A 23089-nucleotide genomic window follows, 5' to 3' on the forward strand; every position below is an offset into this window, starting at 1 on the left:
CGTGGCTGGATGCACGAGAAACCGCACCGCGCGCGCGCGTCACGGGGATCACCAGCGATGGTGACGCCTGCGACCAACGTGAACGTGCTTGACGCAGCGTGCATGTGACCCTCGCGTTTCCGTTTCGCGGGATGCGCGAACGAAAAGCTGACGACTACAGGTGGTAAGAAAAGGAACTGCGGGACTGCTCGGAGGACCGCGCACCTTGCGGCGCACGGCGCTACGCCTGGCGACTTACGCTAGACGTAGCGATAGGGGCCGCGCTAGGCGGCCCGAAATAATTCGGAGGGAGGAAGGCTGGGTGAAACGCATGCGTCGACTTTAAACCAGCGTTGAATAAAGTGTCAAACGGGATTTTCGCGACCCGCGACGGGTTTGCGCACCACGGCGGCGATCACTTCCACCTGTCGCGCGACGGCGGGCGGCACCGGCACATCGCCGCGCAGCACGCATTCGATCCAGCGCGCGGTGGTCGCGGCATCGAGCGTTTCGGGCAGTTCGACGGGCGGCGAATGCGGCTGCGAGTGCTCCGGCGCGACGAGCGTCTCGACGTGGCCGTCGTGGAACCAGTCGACCTGCACCTGGCGGCGCGTGTCGGCGACCGCTTCGCCTTCCGTGCCGCGCGCGAGCAATGCGCCGCCCGCCGCCGCGTCCGGATGCTCCGTGAAGAGCCCGGTGAGACTCTCGCGATACTCCGGATGCGTGTAGTTGACGAGCCGCAGGCCCGGCTCCGCGAACGGCTGAAGAATCTTCACGAGCGTGTGCGTCGAGTTGCGCACGCCCATCCGTCGCCTGAGCGCGAGCAGGCGCGCGAGCTTCGGCGCGAGTACGGTGATCGGCGCGAACGCGAGACGGCGCGAGGCGAGACTGTCTTCGATTTCATCGTGCGAAGCCGCATGCGCGATGCCCAGCTCGGCGAAGATGGCGGCGCTCGTCACGCGGCCGGGATCGTCGGTGACGCCATGCACGAGCACCGGCACGCCTTCACGCGCAAGCAGGAGCGACAGGAGCGGCACGAGATTCGGCGTCTTGCGCGCGCCGTTGTAGCTCGGGATCGACACGGGCCGCGCGTGCTCGCGGCCGTCCTGGACATGCAGCGGCTCGAAAGAGCGATGCGCGGCCGACAGCATCGCGGCGAGTTCGGCGGCGGATTCGCCCTTCACGCGATAGGCAAGCAGCACCGCGCCCAGCTCGAGTTCGGCGACGCGATCGTCGAGCATCGCTTCGTAGAGCGCGTAGGTGTCGTCGTGCGACAGGGCGCGCGCGCCGTTCGGCCCACGGCCGATTTCCTTGATGTAGCGTGCGCAGGCGAAAGTGGGGGCAGCAGAGTCGGTCATCGGAAAGATGCGCGATCGGGCGCTCGATTCCGGGATGTGAGCGATGCCGTCGCGCGTTTCAAAGGTGCAGGAATGCTATTGAGTACCGCATTTGACGGGCGCTGGCAAGGTTTGCCGGCCGGACGTTTCGCGCCGCTTCCGTCCGATGCTTACTGAAACCGGCGTGCCGCCCGCGCTTCCGAAGGCCGGCCGAAAGCTCGCAAAGCCAAGCCGGTCAAGCGTCGCCACGATCTGCTCGCGCACGTTAAACTCTTTCTTCTCGCCGGCGTGAGCGCCAGCGCATTCGTCCATCAATCTGCAAAAGAAAACAGCAACAGGAGAGCGGGATGAGCTATGTGTTTCCTCCGGCGCCGGCAGCAGCGGTGCCCGTCGATGGTTCGGAACAGCAGTTTCCCGTGCGCCGCATCTACTGCGTCGGCCGCAATTACGAAGCTCACGCGCGCGAAATGGGCCACGATCCAGACCGGGAGCCGCCGTTCTTTTTTAGCAAGCCCGCCGATGCGGTTCTCAATGTCGCGCCCGGATCGACCGCCGAATTTCCGTATCCGCCGCAGACGAAGAACCTGCACTTCGAGATGGAGCTCGTCGCCGCGATCGGCAAGCAAGGCAAGGACATTCCGGCCGACCAGGCGCTCGATTACGTCTACGGCTACGCGCTCGGGCTCGACATGACGCGCCGCGACCTGCAAGCCGAAGCGAAGAAGCTCGGCCGTCCGTGGGATACGGCGAAGGGCTTCGACCGTTCCGCGCCCATCGGCCCGATTCATCCGGTGTCGAAGGTCGGGCATCTGGAGAAAAGCGCGATCTGGCTGACCGTGAACGGCGAGGAAAAGCAGCGCTCGGACATTTCGCAACTGATCTGGTCGGTGGGCGAGACCATCGCTTATCTGTCCACGCTCTTCGAGCTTTTCCCCGGCGATCTCATTTTCACCGGCACGCCCGAAGGCGTCGGCGCGGTCGTAAAGGGCGATCTTCTGAACGGCGGCGTCGATGGCATCGGTGAGTTCTCGGTGCGCGTCGTATGAAGCTCTACAGCTATTTCCGCAGCTCGGCGGCGTATCGCGTGCGTATCGCGCTGAATCTGAAAGGGCTCGATTACGAATACGAGGGCGTTCATTTGCTGCGCGACGGCGGCCAGCAACTGAAGCCCGAATATCGCGCGGTGAATCCGGACGGCATCGTGCCCGCGCTGGTCGATGGCGACGACGTGCTCGTGCAATCGCTCGCGATCATCGAGTATCTCGACGAGACGCATCCCGAGCCGCCGCTGCTGCCGAAGCGTCCGTCCGACCGCGCGTTCGTGCGCTCCGTCGCGATGCAGGTCGCGTGCGAGATTCATCCGCTCGACAATCTGCGCGTGCTCAAGTACCTGAAGCATCAGGTCAAGGTGCCGGACGAAGTGAAGGATGCGTGGTATCGGCATTGGGTCGAGACCGGTTTCGCGTCGCTCGAAAAGCGGCTCGCGGCCGACAAGCGCGTCGGCGCGCTGACGTTCGGCGACACGCCGACCGTCGCGGATCTATGCATCGTGCCGCAAGTTTTCAACGCGCGGCGCTTCGGCATGGACGTGAGTCCTTATCCGACGATCGCGCGCATCGCCGATCACGCCTTGTCGCTCGATGCCTTCGCGCGGGCCGCGCCGGCTGAGCAACCGGACGCGGAATGACGGCGGATTTTCCGAGTTTTCTGTCGGGTGCGGGACTGGGCGCGAGCTTGATCGTCGCGATCGGCGCGCAGAACGCGTTCGTCTTGCGGCAGGGTTTGAAGCGCAGGCACGTGGGCATCGTGGTGTCGATCTGCGCGTTCATCGACGTAATGTTGATCGCGCTCGGCGTCGGCGGAATGGGCGCGCTCATCGCGCGTGCGCCCGTTCTGCTCGACGTGATCCGCTGGGCGGGCGCCGCTTTCGTGTTTCTGTACGGTTTGCGGGCGTTTCTCGCGGCGTGGCGCGGTCCCGGACACCTGAACGCATCGGACGGCGATTCGCAGACCGCGCTCGGCGCGGCATCGACCGTGCTCGCCTTGTCGCTGCTCAATCCGCACGTTTATCTCGATACCGTCGTGCTGCTCGGCGGCATCGGCGCGCAACACGGCTGGCCGGGCAATGCGTGGTTCGCGGCGGGCGCGATGTGTTCGTCGATCGTCTGGTTCACCGCGCTCGGTTACGGCGCTCGTTTGCTGGAACCATGGTTCGAAAAAGATGCGGCGTGGCGCGTGCTCGACGTGATCGTCGGCTGCGTGATGTGGTGGATCGCGGCGACGCTCGTCTTTGCGCGATGAAAAAAAGAGCGCCAGGCGGGCGCTCTTGTTACGTTTAGACGAGCAATGCGTCGGCGAATTCTTCGGCGCTGAACGGCTGCAAATCCTCGACTTTCTCGCCCACGCCGATGAAATAGACCGGCACCGGCCGCTGACGCGCGATCGCGGCGAGAATGCCGCCTTTCGCGGTGCCGTCGAGCTTGGTCACGACGAGGCCGGTGAGACCCAGCGCGTCGTCGAACGCCTTGACCTGCGCGAGCGCGTTCTGGCCGGTGTTCGCGTCGATGACGAGCAGCACTTCGTGCGGCGCGTCGGGCATCGCTTTCGCGATCACGCGGCGCACCTTGCGCAGTTCTTCCATCAAGTGCAGTTGCGTTGGCAGGCGGCCGGCGGTGTCGGCCATCATCACGTCGATCCTGCGCGCGCGCGCCGCGCCGACCGCGTCGTAGATCACGGCGGCGGCGTCGCCGCTTTCCTGCGCGATCACCGTCACGTTGTTGCGCTCGCCCCAGACCGTCAACTGTTCGCGCGCCGCCGCCCGGAACGTGTCGCCCGCGGCGAGCAGCACGGACTGGTTGAAGCGCTGCAGATGCTTCGCCAGCTTGCCGATGCTCGTTGTCTTGCCGGCGCCGTTCACGCCCGCGATCATCATCACGAGCGGTTGCGCGCGGCCGAGCATCAACGACTTTTCAAGCGGCCGCAGCAGGTCGACGAGCAACTCGCGCAGCGCCTTCTTCACCTGAGCCGCGTCGGTCAGACGTTCGGCGCGCACCTTTTCGCGCAGCGATTCGAGCAGGAATTCGGTCGCGTCCACGCCCGCGTCGGACATCAGCAGCGCGGTCTCGAGTTCTTCGTACAGGTCTTCATCGATCTTCGCGCTGACGAAAATGCCCGTGAGATTGGAACTCGTCTTCGACAGCCCATGACGCAGGCGCGACATCCATGATTTCTTCGCGACGGGATCGAGCGTCGGCGGCGGGACGACTTCCTCGCTGGCTTCATCCGTTTCCGGGCCGCGCGCCCATTGGGATTGCGTGCGGCCTTGCCAGTATTCCTTCGATTCGTCCGATGCCGGCGCGTGCGCTGCGGGCGCCGTGGGCGCGACGGGTGGTACTGGCGGAGGCGCTTCTTCCACGGACGGCGGCGCTTCTTCGGCGGACGCGTCGGCGGCGAGCGCCTGGCGTTCCAGCTCGGCGTCGGAGAGTGCCTCGTCCTCGGCCGCCTCGACGGTTTCGTCCTGGGGCGCGTCGAGCGGCGCGTCAGCCGGCTTTTTGAATTTCTTGAAGAAGCTGAACATGGATGTGTGACGATGATGCGCGCTTGATCCGACGGCCTCGTGCGCACTTCGAGTCGCTGTGCGCGAGGCCCGCGCGATGGGATAGAAGGCGCATATTTTATCAGGCGCCGCCGCCCGCGCCTGTGCGGCTCCCGTCATGGCGCGCGTGTGGTAACGTTGGCTCTCATTGCGCCGCCAGCCGTTCTCGAACAAAAACACGCCGGCGCGCCCGACTCCGACCTTCCTTTTATGTCCCGCTCGTCCGCTACACGTTCCGCCCTGACCAGCCATACGCCATCGCGCGGAGGCAAACCGCACACGATCCGCATCATCGGCGGAGACTGGAAGCGCACGCCGTTGCCCGTGCTCGATCTCGACGGCTTGAGGCCGACGCCGGATCGCGTGCGCGAGACGCTATTCAACTGGCTCGGCCAGGACCTTTCCGGACAGCGTTGTCTCGACATGTTCGCGGGCAGCGGCGCGCTCGGCTTCGAGGCGGCTTCGCGCGGCGCGGCGCGCGTGCTGATGATCGAACGCAGCGCGAAGGCGGCTGCGCAGATTCGCGCGAATCAGGCAAAACTCGGCGCGCGCAACATCGAAATCGCGGAAGCGGACGCGCTGCGGCTCGTCGCGAGCCTTCCGCCCGGTTCGTTCGACGTCATCTTCCTCGACCCGCCGTTCGGCGATCACGCAATGCTCCTGCGCGCGCTGGAACTGGCTGCGCCGCTTGCGTCATCCGATGGCGCGATTTACGTCGAATGTGGCGATGCGCTGGACGTCGCGGGCATCGATGCGCTCGCGGGCTGGAGCGTCGTGCGCGAGGGCAAGGCGGGCGCGGTTCGCTATCATTTGCTGCGTCGCGAAAATGAGGAATAATGCGCGTTCCCGATTTTGGCACGGCCGATCTCGCGGTAGATGAGGCAGAGTTGGTCGTCGCAGCCACGCGGCCCAATGTAAATAGAAGAGGAGAAGCTCATGGTTGTCGCCGTGTATCCGGGTACGTTCGACCCGCTCACTCGCGGACATGAAGACATCGTCCGGCGCGCATCGAGCATTTTCGATCAGCTCGTCGTGGGCGTCGCGGACAGCCGCGCGAAGAAGCCGTTTTTCTCGTTGCAGGAAAGGCTGGATATCGCGCATGACGTGCTCGGGCACTATCCGAACGTGCAAGTGAGCAGTTTCACCGGGCTATTGAAGGATTTCGTGCGCAAGAACAACGCGCGCGTGATCGTACGCGGATTGCGCGCCGTATCCGATTTCGAATACGAGTTCCAGATGGCCGGAATGAACCGCTATCTGCTGCCCGACGTCGAGACGATGTTCATGACGCCGTCGGATCAATATCAGTTCATCTCGGGCACCATCGTGCGCGAGATCGCGCAGCTTGGCGGCGACGTGAGCAAGTTCGTATTTCCGTCGGTTGAAAAGCGGCTGATCGACAAAGTCACCGCGCAGACGCAGAAAGATCCGGCGGCGCCTTGATACGCCGGGCCCGCGCACTTATCTTCGAAGGTGCGCGGGTTCATGCCGGACGCGATCCGGCGAGACGAGAGTAAAGCATGTCCCTGATCATTACCGACGAGTGCATCAACTGCGACGTTTGCGAGCCCGAGTGCCCGAACGACGCCATTTCGATGGGTCCCGAGATCTACGTGATCGACCCGAACAAATGCACGGAATGCGTCGGCCATTTCGATGAGCCGCAGTGCCAGCAAGTGTGCCCGGTCGAGTGCATTCCGCGCGATCCGGCGCACGCCGAATCGCCCGAACAGTTGATGGCCAAGTACCACGCGCTGATGGCCGCGAAGGGCAGTTCCTAAGCGACGATTTCCGTCAGTGCCGCGACGAGCGCATCGCATTCGGCGGGCGTGCCGATCGAAATGCGCAGATGCTGGTCGATGCGCGGCAGCTTGAAGTGACGCACGAAGATTTCCTTCGTCCTGAGCGCGGTGGCAAGCGACGCGGCGTCGTGCGCGGGATGTTTCGCGAAGACGAAGTTCGCCGCAGACGGAACGACATCGAAACCGAGCGTCTTCAACTGCGCACTCAACTTCTCCCGGCTCGCGACGACTTTCGCGCAGCCATCCTCGAACCACGCCTGATCCTCGTACGACGCCAGCGCCGCGACCTGCGCGAGGCGATCGAGCGGGTACGAGTTGAAACTGTCCTTCACGCGCGTGAGCGCTTCGATGAGCGCCGGATCGCCGAACGCGAAACCAACGCGCATGCCCGCCAGCGACCGCGCTTTCGAGGTTGTCTGAACGACGAGCAGGTTCGGATAGTCGTCGATCAGATTCACCGCCGATTCTGCGCCGAAATCGACATACGCTTCGTCGACGATGACGGGCGCGTCAGGATTCGCCTTCAACAGCACTTCGATTTCCGATAGCGGCAGGGCGCGGCCCGTCGGCGCATTCGGATTCGGCAGGAGCACGCCACCGCACGGCGCGCGGTAATCGTCGACATCGATGGCGAAATCGCCGTTCAGCGGCACGGTCGCGTATTCGACGCCGTAAAGCTGCGCGTAGACCGGATAAAAGCTGTAGGTGATATCGGGAAAGCGGATCGGGCGAGCGTGCTTGAGCAGCGCCTGAAACGCGTGCGCGAGCACTTCATCTGAACCGTTGCCGGCGAACACTTGCTCGATGCGCAGGCCGTGATGCTTCGCGACGGCCTCGCGCAACGCGCGCGCGGTCGGATCGGGATACTTGCGCAGCGACGCGCCGTCCTCGCCGAGTTCGCGACGGATCGCATCGACGACGCGCGGCGACGCCGGATACGGATTCTCGTTGGTATTGAGCTTGACGGGATGCGCCAGCGCGGGTTGCTCGCCCGGCACATACGGCGTCAGACGATGGACGATATCGCTCCAGAAACGGCTCACGGTCGGCTCCAAATCATGAATTGCGGTGCAGGTTCATCATCGCACGCTCGGTTTCGCCGGCGACGACAAAAGGCATTACGGCGAGCGCGCGCTCGATCGACTGATCGATCACGTCCTGTTCCTCGCGGCGCGGCGGCTTGAGAACGAAATTCGCGACATCGGGCTTCGCCCCCGCGCGCGCGCCTTCCGGAATCAGATCGCGCGGATGCCCGATGCCGATGCGCAATCTCCAATACTGCTGCGACGACAGATGCGCGGAAATGTCCTTCAGGCCGTTGTGTCCGCCGCTGCCGCCGCCGAGCTTCATCTTGACGGTGCCGGGCGGCAGGTCGAGTTCGTCGTGCGCGACGAGAATTTCATCGGGGAGAATCTTGAAGAACTGCGCGACCGCGACGACCGATTGCCCCGAACGGTTCATGTACGTCTGCGGTTCCAGCAGATGCACTTCGTGGCCGTGCAGACGTCCCTTGCCGTAGAAACCGTGGAAACGGCGCTCGTCGCGCAGCGTCGCGCCCGCGTCGCGCGCGAATTGGTCGACGAACCAAAAGCCCGCGTTATGCCGCGTCGCGGTGTATTCGGCGCCCGGATTGCCCAGGCCGACGATCAGCTTGATCATGTAGAATCATGTAGAACAAAAAAAAACCCGCCGGGGCTTGCGCGCCGGCGGGTCACGTCGACCGTTCTTGCGAACGGATCGAGAGGATAGCGGTGTTCCGCGTGCTTACTCGGCTGCCGGCGTAGCGCCTTCGCCTTCAGCAGCCGTATCCGACACGACGGCAGCCGGGACGGTCGCCGAAGCCACCACCGGATTTTCCGCCTGGACGGAAAGCGTCAGGCTCACGCCCTTCGGCAGCGGGATGTCCTTCGCGTGCATCGTCTGGCCGGCTTCGATCTTCGCCAGATCGATTTCCAGGAACTCGGGCAGGTCTGCCGGCAGGCATTCCACTTCCAGTTCCGTCACGACGTGCGAGATCACCGCGCCCGACAGCTTCACGGCCGGGTTGGTTTCCTGGTTCATGAAGTGCAGCGGCACCTTGGTGTGCAGCTTCTTCTTCGCGTCGACGCGCTGGAAGTCCACGTGCAGCACGAGCTGCTTGAACGGGTGGTATTGCACGTCGCGCAACAGAACTTGTTGCGACTTGCCGGCCACTTCCAGGTCGAGAATCGACGAGTGGAAAACTTCTTTCTTCAGGGCGTGCCACAGGGCGTTGTGGTCGAGTTCGACCAGTTGAACGTCCGTTTCACCACCGTACACGATACCCGGGGTCTTGCCCGAGTTGCGCAGGCGGCGGCTCGCACCCGTACCTTGCTTGCTACGCTCAAAAGCGACGACTTTCATGTGTGACTCCTCTATCTGCCCGCGACCAGGCAGGGAAACCGGGATCATCGAAAATGTGTGATCCCACAACAAGCGACGCGAACCTTCGTCCGTTCGCGCCGATCATGCAAAAACGCGAAGCGTGTGCTTCGCGTTCCTTGCTCAATGCTATTTAACCTTCGGCGAAGAGCGACATCACCGAGTCGCCGCGCCGGATTCGCGAGAATGTCTCCGCGAGCAGCCCCGCACTCGACAGGGGACGGATCTTCGCGCATGCGAGCGATTCGGCCGAAAGGGGAATCGTGTCCGTGACGACGAGTTCGTCCAGTTCCGACGCCGTGATGCGCGCCGCCGCGCCGCCCGACAGAACCGGATGCGTCGCGTATGCGAAAACCTGCTTGGCGCCACGCGCCTTCAACACTTGCGCGGCCTTGCACAGCGTGCCGGCGGTGTCGACCATGTCGTCCATGATGACGCAGGTGCGGCCTTCGACTTCACCGATGATGTTCATCACCTCGGCGACATTCGCCTTCGGACGGCGCTTGTCGATGATCGCGAGGTCCGTGTTCAACTGCTTGGCGAGCGCACGCGCGCGCACCACGCCGCCGACGTCCGGCGACACGACCAGCAGATGGTCATGGTTCTGCTTGCGCAGATCGCCGAGCAGAACGGGCGTAGCGTAGATGTTGTCGACGGGGATGTCGAAGAAACCTTGAATCTGGTCGGCGTGAAGGTCCATGGTGATCACGCGATCGACGCCGGCAATTTCCAGCATGTTCGCGACGACCTTCGCCGAGATGGCCACTCGCGCGGAACGCGGACGGCGGTCCTGGCGCGCATAGCCGAAGTAGGGGATGGCTGCGGTGATCCGGCCGGCGGATGCGCGCTTGAGCGCATCGACCATGATCATCAGTTCCATCAGGTTGTCGTTCGTGGGGGCGCAGGTGGACTGCAGAACGAATACGTCTTTGCCTCGAACGTTTTCCTGAATCTCGACCATGATCTCGCCGTCGGAGAAACGGCTGACCATCGCTTTGCCGAGAGGAATACCAAGGATTTTGACGACTTCCTGTGCAAGCGCGGGATTTGCGTTGCCAGTAAAAACCATCAGGCCGTCACTGCTCATCGTGCACCTGTCTGCGGCTGGAGGCGAGAGGAAAAACGCGAGAAAAGGAATGGCAGGGGAGGAAGGACTCGAACCCTCGCATGCCGGAATCAAAATCCGGTGCCTTGACCAACTTGGCGACTCCCCTACACAACTTTGAGTCTTGCCGGAAAGTGTAGGACATACCCGACAAAACAAAACCTATGACGCGAAAGCGAAGAGAGGATGAGAATCCAGACTTGCCGTTACCACGCTTTTCCAGCTTGCCGGCAGTTTGGCTTGCGCCATTTCTGCTTCAGCTTGGCTGGCGAAAGCGGCAAACACGCTTGCTCCAGATCCAGTCATTCGCGCCGGTGCGAGATTGGAAAACCACTCGAGCACCTTTGCAACTTCCGCGTACTTTCCTGCGACTACAGCTTGCATGTCGTTCTGACCGAAGCTGTCTGGCCAGTTTGTGTCTGACCTTTGCTGTGCAAGAAAGTCCATCATTGTGACGACTTTCGTATCCCGCGTCAAGCTTTTTTCGGAGAAAATCGCCGCGGTGGGGACGTGAGCATCAGGCGTTACCACGAGGAAGAAACGTTTCGGCAGATCGACCGCCTGAAGCGCTTCCCCGACACCCTCTGCGAAAGCATTTTGCCCGAAGACAAAAAACGGCACGTCCGCGCCGAGTTGCAGGCCGAGATTCTGCAGAATCTCACGCGAAAGATCAACACCCCAGAGACGATTCAACGCCAAAAGAGTTGTCGCCGCGTCGGAACTGCCTCCGCCGAGGCCCGCGCCCATCGGCAGACGCTTGTCGATTTCGATGTCCGCGCCGAACGTCGTGCCCGTGTGCCGCTGAAGCAGACGCGCCGCCCGCACGACGAGGTCGCTGGCTTCGGGCACGCCGGGAACATCCGTCTTGCGCGCGATGACGCCATCGTCGCGACGTGTGAAGTGCAGACGATCGCCCCAGTCGAGCAACTGGAAGACCGTCTGCAGCGAGTGATAGCCATCCGGACGGCGGCCCGTGATGTGCAGAAAAAGGTTCAGCTTCGCGGGTGCGAGGCAGTCACGAAGCGTTTCGTTCGATGAGGTCATGCGTCATGCAACTGCCGGGTTATTGATCGAGCACGAGTTTGATGTCGAGCGGCGGTTCGTTGCGAGAAAGATTGACGCGCTTCACGCCGGTCGCGGGCGCGTCGGCGTAGGCCAGATAGTCGATCGTCCAGCCGTCCTGCTTGATTTCCTTCGGACGGCCGTTGTTCGCTTCCGGATCGAGCGTCGTCTGAGCGCGCGAACTCGGCGCGGCAGACGGTTGCAGCCAATAGCGCAGGCCTTCCACCGGCAGCGCGAAGCCCATCGTGTTCTGCATCAGTTGCGAGACGTTATCCGCACTTACCGGCTGACGATTGGGCAGTTCGAGCGTCGCGAGCGACGGCGACGACGTCACGATCGCCATTGTCTGGCCGAGCGGATTGCGCAATTGCAGCGTGACGGTGTCGCCCGTTTCCTGCCAGTCGAAGTTGCCATAGGCGTTGCGCTGCGTGCCGTTCTGGTCGTTGTACTGAACGGCGAAGCGTCCGTGATATGCGCGGCTCGTCTGTGTCGCGAGCGATGTGGATGCGTTGGTCGTCGTGGGCACGCGCGGCTGGACCGCGCAACCCGACATCACGAGCGCGGCGGCTGCCGCGATGCCGAGCGCGCCGCGTCGAAGCGATGCGCCGGCGAGAAAATCGAGTGCGATCAAAGGTCGTTTACCTGAAGTCGTTTGAGCGTTTTGACGAGCGTGTCGTTGTCAGGTTCGAGCTTCTGCGCCTGCCGCCACGTCGCGCGCGCCTGATCCTGCTGTCCGGACTTCCACTGGACTTCGCCCAGATGCGCGCCGATTTCGGCATTCGGCTGAAGGTTATAGGCGTTCTTGAGAATCTTCTCGGCTTCGGCCGCATTGCCCTGACGGAAGCGCGCCCAGCCGAGGCTGTCCATGATGAACGCGTCGTTCGGCGCGAGCGAGACGGCCTTTTCGATCAGCTTCACGGCTTCGTCGAGCCGCTGATTGCGATCGACGAGCGAATAGCCGAGCGCGTTATACGCCTGCGGATTGTCCGGCTGCGTGCGCATCAGCGAGCGCAGTTGCGCCTCCATGACGTCGTAATGGCCGGTCTTCTCGGCGGCCATCGCGTAGTCGTAGACGAGATCGGGATCGTCCGGGAACGCCGCCACCGCCTTCGCGAGATTCGCTTCCGCTTCCTTGTAGCGATGCGCCTCGAAAAGGATGGCCGAATCGGTGCGGGCGAGCAGCGCCAGATCGCGCGGATCGGAGCTTTGCAGATTGCCGATGAGCGCGCGCGCGTCGTCAACCTTGCCTTGCTTCGCGAGCAACTGCGCGCGCGTGATCTGCGCGGGCAGATATTGCTGGCTCGTGCGCGGAATCTTGTCGAGCCACTGGCTCGCCGCGGCTTCGTCCTTTTGTTCGAGCGCGAGTTGCGCGAGATAGATGTACGCCTGGCCCGGGTCCGCGCCGGGCGTGCTTTCCGCCGTCTTCGCGTACTGATCCAGAAAGTCCCGCGCCTTGTCGAACTGCTTCTTCTGGGTGTTGATGAGCGCGAGCGCCATCAACGGCGTCAGATCCTTCGGATCGTTCTTGCGCATGATTTCGAACTGCTTTTGCGCGTCGTCGAGTCTGTCGGACGACAGATACAACTGCGCGAGCGCGAGCCGTGCGTCATGCGATTTCGGATTCTTGTCGAGATATTTCTCGAACGATGCGATGCCTTCCCGGCGCTCCTCCGGGCCCATGCGCGCGAGCGTCAGCGCGGCGGGCAGATAGTCAGGCTTCAGTTGCAGCGCCTTTTCGAGCGATGCCTTAGCGCCTGGCTGATCGTCGGCGATCAGTTGCTGGCGCGCGAGCGCGAGTTGTGCTTCGGGCCGGTCGCGATCGTTCTGCGTCAGATCCTTGAGCACATTCAAGCCGCCGACGCGATTCGGTCCGCGCGCGAGCAAGGTCTGAAGAGAAAGGATGGCGTCGCCGCGCTGCTCCGGCGCGACCTTCGCGAGCTCGCGTTCCAGCGTGGGCTTCGCGTCTTCCGGCTTGCCGCCGACGATCAGCAGCGACGCGCTCAACTGCGCCGCGCGATCCGAATGAGGCGCGAACTGCTGCCAGAGCTGCGCCGACGTGAGCGCGTCATTCGGGCTTTGCGCCGCGATCGCGATTTCGGTTGCGCGCTGCGCGAAACGCGGATCGTGCGTGTCGCGGGCGAGCGCGAGATACGTCTGGAATGCGGGTGCGGGCTGTCCGCGCTGCAAGGCGACTTCGGCGGCCAGCACCTGGAAAACGATCTGGCTGGACATTGCCACGTTCGGCAAGTCCTGCGATTCGGCGCCGCTGACCGGCGCGGTCAGGAGATCGGCGGCGCTTTGCGCGTCGGCCTGATCGTCGGCGCTCGGAACAGGGGTCGCGTTCTGCGCCTGAGCGTGCGCGGGCGCGAACGCGAGCGCGGCCATCGCGAATGCAATGGCGCCGGCGATTCGCGACATTGGCATGGCGAACGAATGCGCCGAGCTGGCCTGACGCTTCGCAAACAGCTTCGTGACGAACGAGTTCATGGAATTCCAGACGATGTTTCAGTCGATTGTAACGCGGTCGCTAAAATACCGGCACACTCGCCCCAGCAAGACTCTCTCCAGAAAAATGCCCGAACTGCCGGAAGTCGAAGTCACCCGCCGGGGAATCGAACCCTATGTCGCCGGACGGCGCGTCGAGCACGTCGACGTGCGCACGCCCGCGCTGCGCTGGCCCATCCCGAAGCATCTTCCGAAGACGCTCGATCGTCTGAAGATCGAGAAAGTGGAGCGGCGCGGCAAGTATCTTCTGTTCGAAACCGCGGAAGGCTGGCTGATCGTCCATCTCGGCATGACCGGTACGCTGCGCGTGCTGCGGCACGTGCCGAAGCCGCCCGAGGCGGCGAAGCACGATCACGTCGATATCGTGTTCGACGATTTCATCCTGCGCTTTCGCGATCCGCGCCGCTTCGGTGCGATCCTCTGGCATCCGCGCGCGGACGGCGACGTGCTCGATCATCCGCTGCTCGCAAGCCTGGGCGTCGAACCGTTCTCGCCGGAATTCTCGGGCGCGCTGCTGTTTCGCGAGACGCGCGGGCGCAAAGTGTCCGTGAAGCAGGCGCTGCTCGCGGGCGGGATCGTGGTGGGCGTCGGCAATATCTATGCGTCGGAGAGCCTCTTTCGCGCGGGTATCCGGCCGACGACAGCCGCGGGCCGGATCTCGCTCGTGCGTTACGATCTGCTCGCCGACGCCGTGCGCGTGACGCTCGCCGCCGCAATCGACAAGGGCGGCAGCACGCTGCGCGATTTCGTCGGCAGCAATGGCGAGTCGGGCTACTTCCAGCTCGACTATTTCGTCTATGATCGCGCCGGCCTGCCGTGCCACGTCTGCGGCACCGCGATCAAACAAATCGTTCAGGGACAGCGTTCGACGTACTTTTGTCCGCGTTGCCAACGCTAATTTCCGATGCTCGCTCTCACCGATTTTTCGTCGCGCCTCATCGCGTGGCAACGCATTCACGGCCGCCACGATCTGCCGTGGCAGAACACGCGCGACGCGTACCGTATCTGGCTGTCGGAGATCATGTTGCAGCAGACGCAGGTCTCTACCGTCATTCCGTACTACGCGCGCTTTCTCGAACGTTTTCCGACGGTCACCGCGCTCGCCGACGCGCCCATCGACGACGTCATGGCGCTCTGGGCCGGGCTCGGCTACTACTCGCGCGCGCGCAATCTGCATCGCTGCGCGCAGGTGGTCGCCCACGAGCATGGCGGCGCGTTTCCGCGGACCGTCGACGAACTCGCGATGCTGCCGGGCATCGGACGGTCGACGGCGGCGGCGATCGCGTCGTTCGCCTTCGGCGCGCGTGCGACGATTCTCGATGGCAACGTGAAACGCGTGCTCGCGCGCGTGTTCGGCGTCGAAGGATTCCCGGGCGAAAAGAAAGTCGAGAACGCGATGTGGACGCTCGCCGAATCGCTTTTGCCAGACGCCGCGAACAAGGACGATGTGACCGCGTACACGCAAGGCCTGATGGACCTCGGTGCGACACTGTGCGTGCGCGGCAAGCCGGACTGCGCGCGGTGTCCGTTCGCATCGGATTGCGTGGCGAAGGTCGAAGGACGGCAGCGCGAACTGCCGGCGGCCCGCCCGAAGAAAGCCGTGCCGACGCGCAAGACCTGGATGCTGGTCCTGAAAGACGGGGATTCGATCTTGCTGCAGAAACGTCCGCCGACGGGTATCTGGGGCGGATTGTGGAGCCTGCCGGAAGCGGCCGACGAAGCCGCGCTGACGGACGTCGCGCGCACGCTCGGCGCCGGCGCGCACCTTGAGCGTCTCGCGCCGCTTTCGCACGCGTTCACGCATTTCAAGCTGGATATCGAGCCGCGTCTGGGCGAGGCGCGCAACCCGCCGCGCGAGGCGACGGACATCGAAACCGTCTGGGCGTCGCTCGCGAAGATCGACGCCTACGGCGTACCCGCGCCCGTGCGCAAGCTGCTCGACGCGCTGACGGGCTCGCTCATCTAAAGCAGTTGATGGTGCTGCATGTAGTGATGCACGACGTCGATGCGCGCGCCGGCGTCCATCAGTTCCATGAGTTTCTGGCGCGCGCGCATCGGGATCGGCAGGATTTCGGCCAGGCGGTTGGAAACCCAGGTGGGATCGTCGTAGAGAAAGGGCTCGATGAACGGCAGGTTCTGCGGCTCGCGCTCTTTGATCGTGTCGATGATGCGCTCCAGCACTTCCGCGCACGCGCCGAACTTCGCGAGCACTTCGGCACCTTGCAGCGGCTGATCTTCGCCAAGCAACTCCGCCGTGCCGACGATCAGATTGCTCGGCTCCACGCGATGATCGGTGAGCCTGAAGCGCTCGGTGCCGCGCGCCTGCACGAGCAGCAGTCCGAAGGTATCGACATCGCATTCCGTTATTTCGGCGAGGCAGCCGATGCTCTCCGGCACCGACGGGTCGCCCGGCGATGCGATCTCGTGTCCGCTCTTGAGCAGACACACGCCGAAGGGCGTCTTCTCGCGCAGACATTCGCGCGCCATGTCCAGATAGCGTGCCTCGAAGATCTTCAGCGGCAGTAGCCCGCCGGGAAACAGCACGGTGTGAAGCGGAAACAGCGGCAAGTCGGCCAGAACAGGATTCGCGGACATCGCGTCCCTCCAGGATGGACCGCCGGCGCGGCGATCGGGTGTTCGCGTGTAAGCCGCGCTATCCGGGAGGGATGGGCGCGTCACGATGCCGCACGATCACATTTGCCGTCTCGTGAAAGCGCGCGGCGAGCGCTTCCGCGATGAACACCGAGCGATGCTGGCCGCCCGTGCAGCCGATCGCGACGGTGAGATAGCTGCGGTTGTCGTCGCGAAAACGCGGCAGCCATTTGGCGACGAACGCGCCGATATCGTCGATCATCTCGCCGACCACAGGCTGCGCCGAGAGGAAGTCGATGATGGGTTTGTCGAGCCCCGTGAACGGACGCAACTCGCGGTCGTAATACGGATTGGGCAGTGTGCGCACGTCGAAAACGAGATCGGCGTCGAGCGGCACGCCGCGCTTGAAGCCGAACGATTCGAACATCAGCGTGAGATCGGCAGCGTCGGTCTCGACGAAGCGCTTGACCCACGCGCGAAGCACGTTCGCGCGCAGATTGCTCGTGTCGATCTGATGACCGTACTCCGCAAGACCCGCGACCAGTTCGCGCTCGCGCTCGATCGCCTCCGCGAGCGAGTTCAGCACGCCGACATCGGCCTCGCGCATCGGCGGACCCGACAGCGGATGACGGCGACGCGTTTCGGAGAAGCGCTGAATCAGCGATTGCGTGCTCGCGTTGAGGAACAGCACGCGCAGATCGTAGGCTTGCGACAGCTTGTTGATGATCGCCGGCACTTCGTCGAGCGACAGGCTCGAGCGCGCGTCGATCGCAACGGCCAGACGCGTCTGGCCCTCTTTCGCGAGGTAGTCGGCGAGTTCGGGCAGAAAGCGCGGCGGCAGGTTGTCGACGCAGTAGTAGCCGCCGTCTTCCAGAGCGTTCAGCGCGACGGACTTGCCGGAACCGGAGATGCCGGTGATCAGGATGATACGCATGGGTCTCGAGGGATTCGCTTTCTCTTAGCTTAGCACCTGCGCCCGATTCGTTTCGGCGCACGCAGCGCCGCGCGCTTATATCAGCTTGCCGGGAAACTGGCTGTCGGGGTCCTGCATCGCAAGGCGCTGTCTGTCCATGAAGTCGCGCAAAGTGTCGATGCCGCGCAACTGCAGGATCGTGTTGCGGACCGCGGCCTCGACCAGCACGGCAAGGTTGCGGCCCGCCGCGACCTGAATCGTCACTTTGCTGATTGGCAGGCCGAGCACGTCGACGCTCTGGCTTTCGAGCGGCAGACGCTGGAATTCGCCGTCCGGACGACGCACGAGCTGAACGATGAGCTTGAGCTTCATCTTCCGGCGCACGGCCGTTTCGCCGAAGATCGTCTTGATGTCGAGGAGGCCGAGACCGCGCACTTCGAGCAGGTTCTGAAGCAGCGGCGGGCATCGGCCTTCGACGAAATCAGGGCCGAGGCGCACGAAATCGACGGCGTCATCCGCGACGAGTCCATGACCGCGGCTGATGAGTTCGAGTCCGAGCTCGCTCTTGCCGAGACCCGAGTCGCCGGTGAGCAGCACGCCCATGCCGAGGATGTCGATGAACACGCCGTGCAGCGTCGCGCGAGGCGCGAGAATCCGCGACATGTACGCGCGCAGGCTGTCGATCACGGCTGCGGCGGACATGCGCGTCGTGAAAAGCGGCGTCGACGAGCGCGTGCAGCGCAGAACCAGTTCCGGCGGCGCGCCCACTTCGCCCGCAACGACGAGAAACGGCGGCTCCAGCGCGATCAGCTCAGCCATGTGGCGCGAGCGGTCTTCGTCGGACTGGCGCTGGTAGTAGTTGATTTCGGCGTCGCCGAGCACCTGGATGCGGTTCGGGTGAATCAGATTCAGGTGGCCGACGAGGTCGGCGCTCGACGTTGCGTTAGCGACCGTCTCGCTCGAGAAGCCGCGTTCCCAGCCTTCGTGCCCGGTGAGCCAGCTGAGCTTCAGAGCGGCGGCGTTATCGTCGAAAATGCTTTGGGCGTTGATGCTGGACGTATCCATGAGACCGGAACTCCGTTGGAAGCCGGGAGCAGCCTTTGCTCGACGACGAAGCGGGTCGCTTCGATACGCTGCATGGCGCTGCGCTTGACCGATTGTGCCCCAGAAGCTCTATGTAAGCGAGGCGCGTCCGGCGCAAAGCAGCACGGACGCGCCTCGCGCGCATATCGCCATGTTCGTGTGGCTATTACGGTTGCCATTGCGTGAGCACTTGATAAAGCGCGTCACGATTTTCTTCCTTGTGCAGACGCTCGCGCGCCTCGCTGTCAGAGAGCAGTTGTGCGATCTCCGAGAGAATTTCAAGATGCTGCTGCGTTGCCTGTTCGGGCACGAGCAGAAAGATGAGCAGGGAGACCGGCTGGCCATCGGGCGATTCGAACGCGACGGGTTCTGCGAGGCGGACGAAGGCGGCGAGCGGTTGCTTCAGCCCCTTGATGCGCCCGTGCGGAATGGCGACGCCTTCACCGAGGCCGGTCGAGCCGAGACGCTCGCGCGCGAAGAGGTTGTCGGTGACGGTGCTGCGGGCGATGCCGTTCTGGTTCTCGAAAATCAGGCCCGCTTGCTCGAATACGCGTTTCTTGCTGGTAACGGACAGTCCGAGAACGACGTTCTCGATGGGAAGAAATTTGGCTAAACGATTCATGTTGGCAGGCTGATGCGTGGCCTGATAGCTCCTCATCGTGGCACCTGTCTGGAAGCGCTCACGGCGATGGTGAAACGGAAAGTGCGCTGGCGGCGTTCCGTGCAGCGTGCCTGTCGTGCGACCCCGAAAATTACCGGACCATTATAGAACAGGGCACAGCCCGATGGTGCGCCGCGCAATGGCACCGTTTTGCAATCCAATGTGCAGGACAAAGCCCGAAAAATCAATGGCTTGTCCCACCCTACGGCGAAAATCCAACAAAAAAGCCGCCAGTCGGGGCGGCTTCGCTTCGTTGCATGCGTGAGGCGATCGTTTGCGGATAGTCGAGGACTTCCTCGAATCAGGCCCGCCGTCCGATGGCGGCGGGGTTCGCGCTCAATCCGCGATCAGTCTGCAAGCACGCGCATCACGCGTTCAGGGCGACGGCGCTTCCATTTCGTGCGGCTCGCCTCGGTACTTCACGGACTCGTGGGCATGGCCTTGAATCTTGTCCTTGTGCTTGATGACCTGCCGATCCAGCTTGTCGACCATCAGGTCGATCGCAGCGTACATATCAGCGTCACAACTCTCGATAAAAATGTCCTTGCCCTTCAGATGCAGGTTGATTTCCGCCTTCTGCCTCTTTTCCTTTTCCCTATGATTGTCGACCGAGAGGACAACGTTGCCGTCGATCACTTGATCGAAATGACGCAGCACCCTGTCCAGTTTCGTGATCACATACTCGCGCAACGCAGGCGTCAATTCGAGGTGGTGTCCACTGATCTTCAAGTTCATAGTTGCTCTCCAAGCTAATGGCCGCTAGGCCACGTCGGCTCGTCCGATACCGGTCGGCAATGTGTCCCGCCGGCGCGTCATTCTGGCGCGCTTGAGAAACGGGGCGCATCGGCCGGCACGTCCGCGCTTTCGCGTTGCGGCCGGTAAACGCCCATCGCAACACGCGATGGACTACAGAGACGGGTCATAGAGACTTGCGCAGATTCACTGCCGGGATCTTGAGGGCTTCGCGGTACTTGGCGACGGTGCGCCGCGCGACCACGAATCCTTGCTCCGCCAGCAGTTCGGCGATGCGGCTGTCTGAAAGAGGAGTTTTGGGGTCTTCCGCTCCTATCAGTTGCTTGATGAGGGCCCGGATCGCCGTTGACGATGCCGCGCCTCCTGTGTCGGTCGAAACGTGCGATCCAAAGAAGTACTTGAACTCGAGCGTCCCGAACGGGGTGAGCATGTACTTCCCTGTGGTCACACGAGAAACCGTCGACTCGTGTAAACCCAGCGTATCAGCAATCTCCCGCAAAACCAAGGGCCGCATGGCGATTTCGCCATGTGCAAAAAAGTTCTTCTGACGCTCGACGATTGCCTGCGCGACACGCAAAATCGTCTCGAATCGCTGCTGGATATTCTTGATCAGCCAGCGTGCTTCCTGAAGCTGTTGACGCAGCGAACCACTGCCCGGATCGCCCCGGTTGTTACGCAGGATGTTCGCGTATAGATGGTTGATGCGCAGCTTCGGCACGATCTCCGGATTCAGTTCAGCCGTCCATCCGCTCGATGTCTTTCGCACGAGAATGTCCGGCACCACGTAGTCCGCTTCGCTTTTCCCGTAGGCCGCGCCCGGAAAAGGCTCCAGCGACTTGATCAGCAAATGTGCGTCCCGCAGCGCGTCGTCGCCTGCCTTCAATTGCTTGCGCAGACGCGTGAAGTCGCGCGCGGCCAGCAATTCCAGATGGTTCGTGACGATATCGAGCGCCAGCGTGCGCGTGGGCGAGCCATCGAGCCGCAGCAACTGCAGCTTCAGGCACTCAGACGCCGACCGGCCGCCCACACCCGGCGGGTCGAAACTCTGTAGCAACGCGAGTGCCGCGCTCAGTTCATCCAGTTCGACTTCGAGTTCTTCAGGAAGATCGGTCTGAACTTCATCGAGCGATGACGTGAGATACCCGTCTTCATCGAGCGATTCGATCAGGAACGTGACGAGCGCGCGGTCGCGCTGATTCGCCGCGGTCATGCGCAACTGTGCGGTCAGATGGTCACGCAGCGTCGTGGTCGATTCGTGGATTTGAAGCGGCGGGAGATCGTCGTCGTCGGATGCGTTGTTCGAGCGGCCGTAGTCTTCGAGATTCCACGAACTCGAATCCTGGCCGCTATCCGAACCCAGGCCATTGTATTCGTCGACGCCCTGCGGCTCGCTGTTCTCCGATCGCTCGGAACCGGAGCTGCCCGATGCCGAGCCGTTGCTCATCATCGAATCGGACGGCGTGCTCGGCGCTGCCGGCGCCGCGATCAACGAGCCGTCCGCAGCGACGCGCAGCGGGCTCGCGATCCAGTCGTCTTCGTTCTCGAGCAGCGGATTCTGAGCGATCGCCATCGCGACTTCCTGCTGCAGTTCGAGCGTCGACAACTGCAGCAGCCGGATCGACTGCTGAAGTTGCGGGGTCAGCGCAAGATGCTGCGAGAGGCGGAGTTGGAGGCTGGCTTTCATGGCAAAGTTTTAATCATTGTAGAGAGTTTGCCACGGGCGCGAAACCTCGCGGGGATTCCAAAAAAGCGCATGCCGCCCCAAAGGACGGCACGTAAGTTTTGCTGCGTGCGCATGATGCGGCGCACGATTTGCGCCACGTTCGCGACATGCGGTCACATGCGGAAATGCTCGCCGAGATAGACGCGGCGCACGCTTTCGTTCTCGATGATTTCGCTCGGCGCGCCCGCCGCGAGCACGGTTCCGTCGCTGATGATGTAGGCATGATCGCAGATGCCGAGCGTCTCGCGCACGTTGTGATCGGTGATCAAGACGCCGATGTTGCGCTGCTTCAGAAACTTCACGATCTTCTGAATTTCCAGCACCGCGATCGGATCGACGCCGGCGAACGGTTCATCGAGCAGAATGAAGCTCGGATTGGTCGCGAGCGCCCGCGCGATCTCGACGCGGCGCCGCTCGCCGCCCGATAGCGACAGCGCCGGGTTCTCGCGAAGATGCGCAATCTGCAGTTCGTCGAGCAAGGCTTCGGCGCGCTCGGTTATGTCGTCTTTGGACAGGCGTCTGCCCGATGCATCGGTTTGCAGTTCCAGCACGGCGCGGATGTTCTGCTCGACGGTGAGCTTGCGAAACACCGATGCTTCCTGCGGCAGATACGACAAGCCGAGATGCGCGCGCTGGTGAATCGGCAGAAGGCTGATCGAGTTGCCATCGAGATCGATTTCGCCGGCATCGAGCGGCACCAGACCGACGATCATATAGAACGACGTGGTCTTGCCCGCGCCGTTGGGGCCGAGTAGTCCGACCACTTCGCCGCTCTTCACATCGAGCGATACGTCCTTCACCACGGTGCGCGAGCCGTAACGCTTCTTCAGATTGCGGACGGCGAGCGAACTCGACTCGCCTTCCGGCTTGCGGTGGGGCATGGCGGGCGAATTCACTGCTGCGGCGTTCCTTGAATGGTGTTCGACGGAGAAAGCGTGGCGGGCGAGCCGTTCAGCGGCGCGGCGCCGCCCGAACGCGGCGCGAGCATCGCGCGCACGCGGCCGCTCGGATTGCCGGGGCCGGCCTGGTCCTTGCCCGCGCTTGCCGTGTAGAAGTCCTTCTGACCGTCATACGTGATGACGCTGCCGTGCACTTCGTCCTGCACCTTGGTCAGACCTTGAAGGCGGCGCACGACGGCGCGCGTCGTGAGCTTCGTGAAGTCGTTCTTGCCGTCGTAGTCGATGCGTACCGCGTTGCCGTCGATGTACTCGTCCAGCCCGTCGCGCTTCTGGCGGAAATACGAGAGGTTGTTGCCCGTCGACGTGCCGGTTGCGTACTGATAGCCCTGCGGGTCCTGCGTGACTTCGACGCGATCGGCCTTGATGACGATCGTGCCTTTGGTTGCGACCACGTGACCGGTGAAGATGTTCTTCTGGTTGAGATCGTCGTACGACATGTTGTCCGCTTCGATATTGAGCGGCTTGTCGCGGTCGGCCTTTTCGGCGTGCGCTGGCAGCGCGGCCAGCGTGAGCGCGACGGAGAGGGCGGCAGCGAGCCCGGCCCGCACGGCGTGCGTGGCGCGGCGCGCGAGCGTTGCGCGCGCATGGCCGCCATCGGGACGAGGGAAGCTTTCGTTCAT

At 63.2% G+C, this 23089-nt stretch carries 25 protein-coding genes and 1 tRNA gene; 8 read left to right on the forward strand and 18 right to left on the reverse strand.

Features of this window, described 5'->3' with window-relative positions; all coding sequences use genetic code 11:
* Positions 1–344: 344 nt before the first annotated feature.
* Positions 345–1337 (reverse strand): DNA-binding protein YbiB, encoded by a 993-nt coding sequence (ybiB, locus tag AWB77_RS02865; RefSeq protein ID WP_061132845.1) that lies wholly within the window; start codon positions 1335–1337, stop codon positions 345–347.
* Positions 1338–1663: 326 nt separating this feature from the next.
* Between ybiB and AWB77_RS02870 the strand changes: the two genes are divergently transcribed.
* Genes AWB77_RS02870 through AWB77_RS02880 form a run of 3 tightly spaced genes read left to right on the forward strand, consistent with a single transcriptional unit; the run spans position 1664 to position 3617 of the window.
* Positions 1664–2362, forward strand: a complete 699-nt coding sequence (locus tag AWB77_RS02870; protein WP_061132846.1) for a fumarylacetoacetate hydrolase family protein — start codon at positions 1664–1666, stop codon at positions 2360–2362.
* Positions 2359–3003 carry a maleylacetoacetate isomerase gene (gene maiA / locus AWB77_RS02875; protein ID WP_061132847.1) on the forward strand — a complete coding sequence of 215 codons (645 nt, stop codon included), beginning with the start codon at positions 2359–2361 and terminating at the stop codon, positions 3001–3003. The genes AWB77_RS02870 and maiA overlap by 4 nt, the downstream gene beginning before the upstream one ends.
* Positions 3000–3617: a LysE/ArgO family amino acid transporter gene (locus AWB77_RS02880; protein ID WP_061132848.1), complete on the forward strand. Its 618-nt coding sequence runs from the start codon at positions 3000–3002 to the stop codon at positions 3615–3617. Before maiA ends, AWB77_RS02880 begins: the two co-directional genes overlap by 4 nt.
* Before the next feature lie 34 nt (positions 3618–3651).
* Here the strand turns inward: AWB77_RS02880 and ftsY are convergent, their stop codons facing one another.
* Positions 3652–4893, reverse strand: a complete 1242-nt coding sequence (gene ftsY, locus AWB77_RS02885; protein ID WP_061132849.1) for a signal recognition particle-docking protein FtsY — start codon at positions 4891–4893, stop codon at positions 3652–3654.
* Between the two features lie 228 nt (positions 4894–5121).
* On the opposite strand from ftsY, the gene rsmD reads away from it, so the two are divergent.
* The 3 genes from rsmD (at position 5122) to AWB77_RS02900 (ending at position 6692) form a co-directional block, all read left to right on the forward strand.
* Positions 5122–5748: a 16S rRNA (guanine(966)-N(2))-methyltransferase RsmD gene (gene rsmD / locus AWB77_RS02890; RefSeq protein ID WP_061132850.1), complete on the forward strand. Its 627-nt coding sequence runs from the start codon at positions 5122–5124 to the stop codon at positions 5746–5748.
* Between the two features lie 99 nt (positions 5749–5847).
* Positions 5848–6354, forward strand: coding sequence for a pantetheine-phosphate adenylyltransferase (gene coaD / locus AWB77_RS02895; RefSeq protein WP_061132851.1), 507 nt, complete (start codon positions 5848–5850; stop codon positions 6352–6354).
* A gap of 77 nt (positions 6355–6431) precedes the next feature.
* Entirely contained in the window at positions 6432–6692 is a 261-nt protein-coding gene (locus AWB77_RS02900) for a YfhL family 4Fe-4S dicluster ferredoxin (RefSeq protein ID WP_061132852.1), read from the forward strand.
* On the opposite strand, the gene hisC is transcribed toward AWB77_RS02900, so the two are convergent.
* The 8 genes from hisC to AWB77_RS02940 all read right to left on the reverse strand — a co-directional run bounded on the left by hisC (position 6689) and on the right by AWB77_RS02940 (position 13767).
* On the reverse strand, positions 6689–7756 hold the full coding sequence (gene hisC, locus AWB77_RS02905; protein WP_061133141.1) for a histidinol-phosphate transaminase: 1068 nt from the start codon (positions 7754–7756) through the stop codon (positions 6689–6691). The genes AWB77_RS02900 and hisC overlap by 4 nt on opposite strands.
* 13 nt (positions 7757–7769) lie before the next feature.
* Positions 7770–8372, reverse strand: a complete 603-nt coding sequence (gene pth / locus AWB77_RS02910) for an aminoacyl-tRNA hydrolase (protein WP_061132853.1) — start codon at positions 8370–8372, stop codon at positions 7770–7772.
* 105 nt (positions 8373–8477) lie between these two features.
* On the reverse strand, positions 8478–9095 hold the full coding sequence (locus tag AWB77_RS02915) for a 50S ribosomal protein L25/general stress protein Ctc (RefSeq protein ID WP_061132854.1): 618 nt from the start codon (positions 9093–9095) through the stop codon (positions 8478–8480).
* A gap of 151 nt (positions 9096–9246) precedes the next feature.
* A complete protein-coding gene (locus AWB77_RS02920) occupies positions 9247–10200 on the reverse strand; it encodes a ribose-phosphate pyrophosphokinase (RefSeq protein WP_061132855.1) in 954 nt (317 codons plus the stop codon).
* A 50-nt stretch (positions 10201–10250) separates the two neighbouring features.
* Positions 10251–10327: transfer RNA gene (locus AWB77_RS02925), tRNA-Gln, on the reverse strand.
* Positions 10328–10380: 53 nt separating this feature from the next.
* A complete protein-coding gene (gene ispE / locus AWB77_RS02930; RefSeq protein ID WP_061132856.1) occupies positions 10381–11262 on the reverse strand; it encodes a 4-(cytidine 5'-diphospho)-2-C-methyl-D-erythritol kinase in 882 nt (293 codons plus the stop codon).
* Between the two features lie 19 nt (positions 11263–11281).
* Positions 11282–11908: a lipoprotein insertase outer membrane protein LolB gene (gene lolB / locus AWB77_RS02935; RefSeq protein WP_061133142.1), complete on the reverse strand. Its 627-nt coding sequence runs from the start codon at positions 11906–11908 to the stop codon at positions 11282–11284.
* Positions 11908–13767, reverse strand: coding sequence for a tetratricopeptide repeat protein (locus AWB77_RS02940; protein ID WP_061132857.1), 1860 nt, complete (start codon positions 13765–13767; stop codon positions 11908–11910). The genes lolB and AWB77_RS02940 overlap by 1 nt, the downstream gene beginning before the upstream one ends.
* Before the next feature lie 85 nt (positions 13768–13852).
* Between AWB77_RS02940 and mutM the strand changes: the two genes are divergently transcribed.
* Together mutM and mutY are read left to right on the forward strand one after the other, a co-directional pair.
* Positions 13853–14683 (forward strand): bifunctional DNA-formamidopyrimidine glycosylase/DNA-(apurinic or apyrimidinic site) lyase, encoded by an 831-nt coding sequence (mutM, locus tag AWB77_RS02945; RefSeq protein ID WP_061132858.1) that lies wholly within the window; start codon positions 13853–13855, stop codon positions 14681–14683.
* 6 nt (positions 14684–14689) lie between these two features.
* A complete protein-coding gene (gene mutY, locus AWB77_RS02950) occupies positions 14690–15751 on the forward strand; it encodes an A/G-specific adenine glycosylase (protein WP_061132859.1) in 1062 nt (353 codons plus the stop codon).
* Here the strand turns inward: mutY and AWB77_RS02955 are convergent.
* The 8 genes from AWB77_RS02955 to lptA all read right to left on the reverse strand — a co-directional run bounded on the left by AWB77_RS02955 (position 15748) and on the right by lptA (position 23089).
* Positions 15748–16380, reverse strand: a complete 633-nt coding sequence (locus AWB77_RS02955; protein WP_061132860.1) for an LON peptidase substrate-binding domain-containing protein — start codon at positions 16378–16380, stop codon at positions 15748–15750. The genes mutY and AWB77_RS02955 overlap by 4 nt on opposite strands.
* 58 nt (positions 16381–16438) lie before the next feature.
* Positions 16439–17311: an RNase adapter RapZ gene (gene rapZ, locus AWB77_RS02960; RefSeq protein WP_061132861.1), complete on the reverse strand. Its 873-nt coding sequence runs from the start codon at positions 17309–17311 to the stop codon at positions 16439–16441.
* 75 nt (positions 17312–17386) lie between these two features.
* Entirely contained in the window at positions 17387–18355 is a 969-nt protein-coding gene (gene hprK / locus AWB77_RS02965; RefSeq protein ID WP_050453002.1) for an HPr(Ser) kinase/phosphatase, read from the reverse strand.
* A 184-nt stretch (positions 18356–18539) separates the two neighbouring features.
* Positions 18540–18995, reverse strand: coding sequence for a PTS IIA-like nitrogen regulatory protein PtsN (gene ptsN / locus AWB77_RS02970; protein ID WP_061133143.1), 456 nt, complete (start codon positions 18993–18995; stop codon positions 18540–18542).
* A gap of 414 nt (positions 18996–19409) precedes the next feature.
* Entirely contained in the window at positions 19410–19769 is a 360-nt protein-coding gene (gene hpf, locus AWB77_RS02975; RefSeq protein WP_061132862.1) for a ribosome hibernation-promoting factor, HPF/YfiA family, read from the reverse strand.
* 184 nt (positions 19770–19953) lie between these two features.
* Complete coding sequence (locus tag AWB77_RS02980; RefSeq protein ID WP_061132863.1) at positions 19954–21471, reverse strand: RNA polymerase factor sigma-54; 1518 nt, start codon at positions 21469–21471, stop codon at positions 19954–19956.
* 152 nt (positions 21472–21623) lie between these two features.
* Positions 21624–22391, reverse strand: a complete 768-nt coding sequence (gene lptB, locus AWB77_RS02985) for an LPS export ABC transporter ATP-binding protein (RefSeq protein WP_096031084.1) — start codon at positions 22389–22391, stop codon at positions 21624–21626.
* Between the two features lie 11 nt (positions 22392–22402).
* A complete protein-coding gene (lptA, locus tag AWB77_RS02990; RefSeq protein WP_061132865.1) occupies positions 22403–23089 on the reverse strand; it encodes a lipopolysaccharide transport periplasmic protein LptA in 687 nt (228 codons plus the stop codon).

The sequence above is a fragment of the Caballeronia fortuita genome (assembly GCF_001544835.2).
In the GTDB taxonomy this organism is placed as follows: Bacteria; Pseudomonadota; Gammaproteobacteria; order Burkholderiales; family Burkholderiaceae; genus Caballeronia; species Caballeronia fortuita.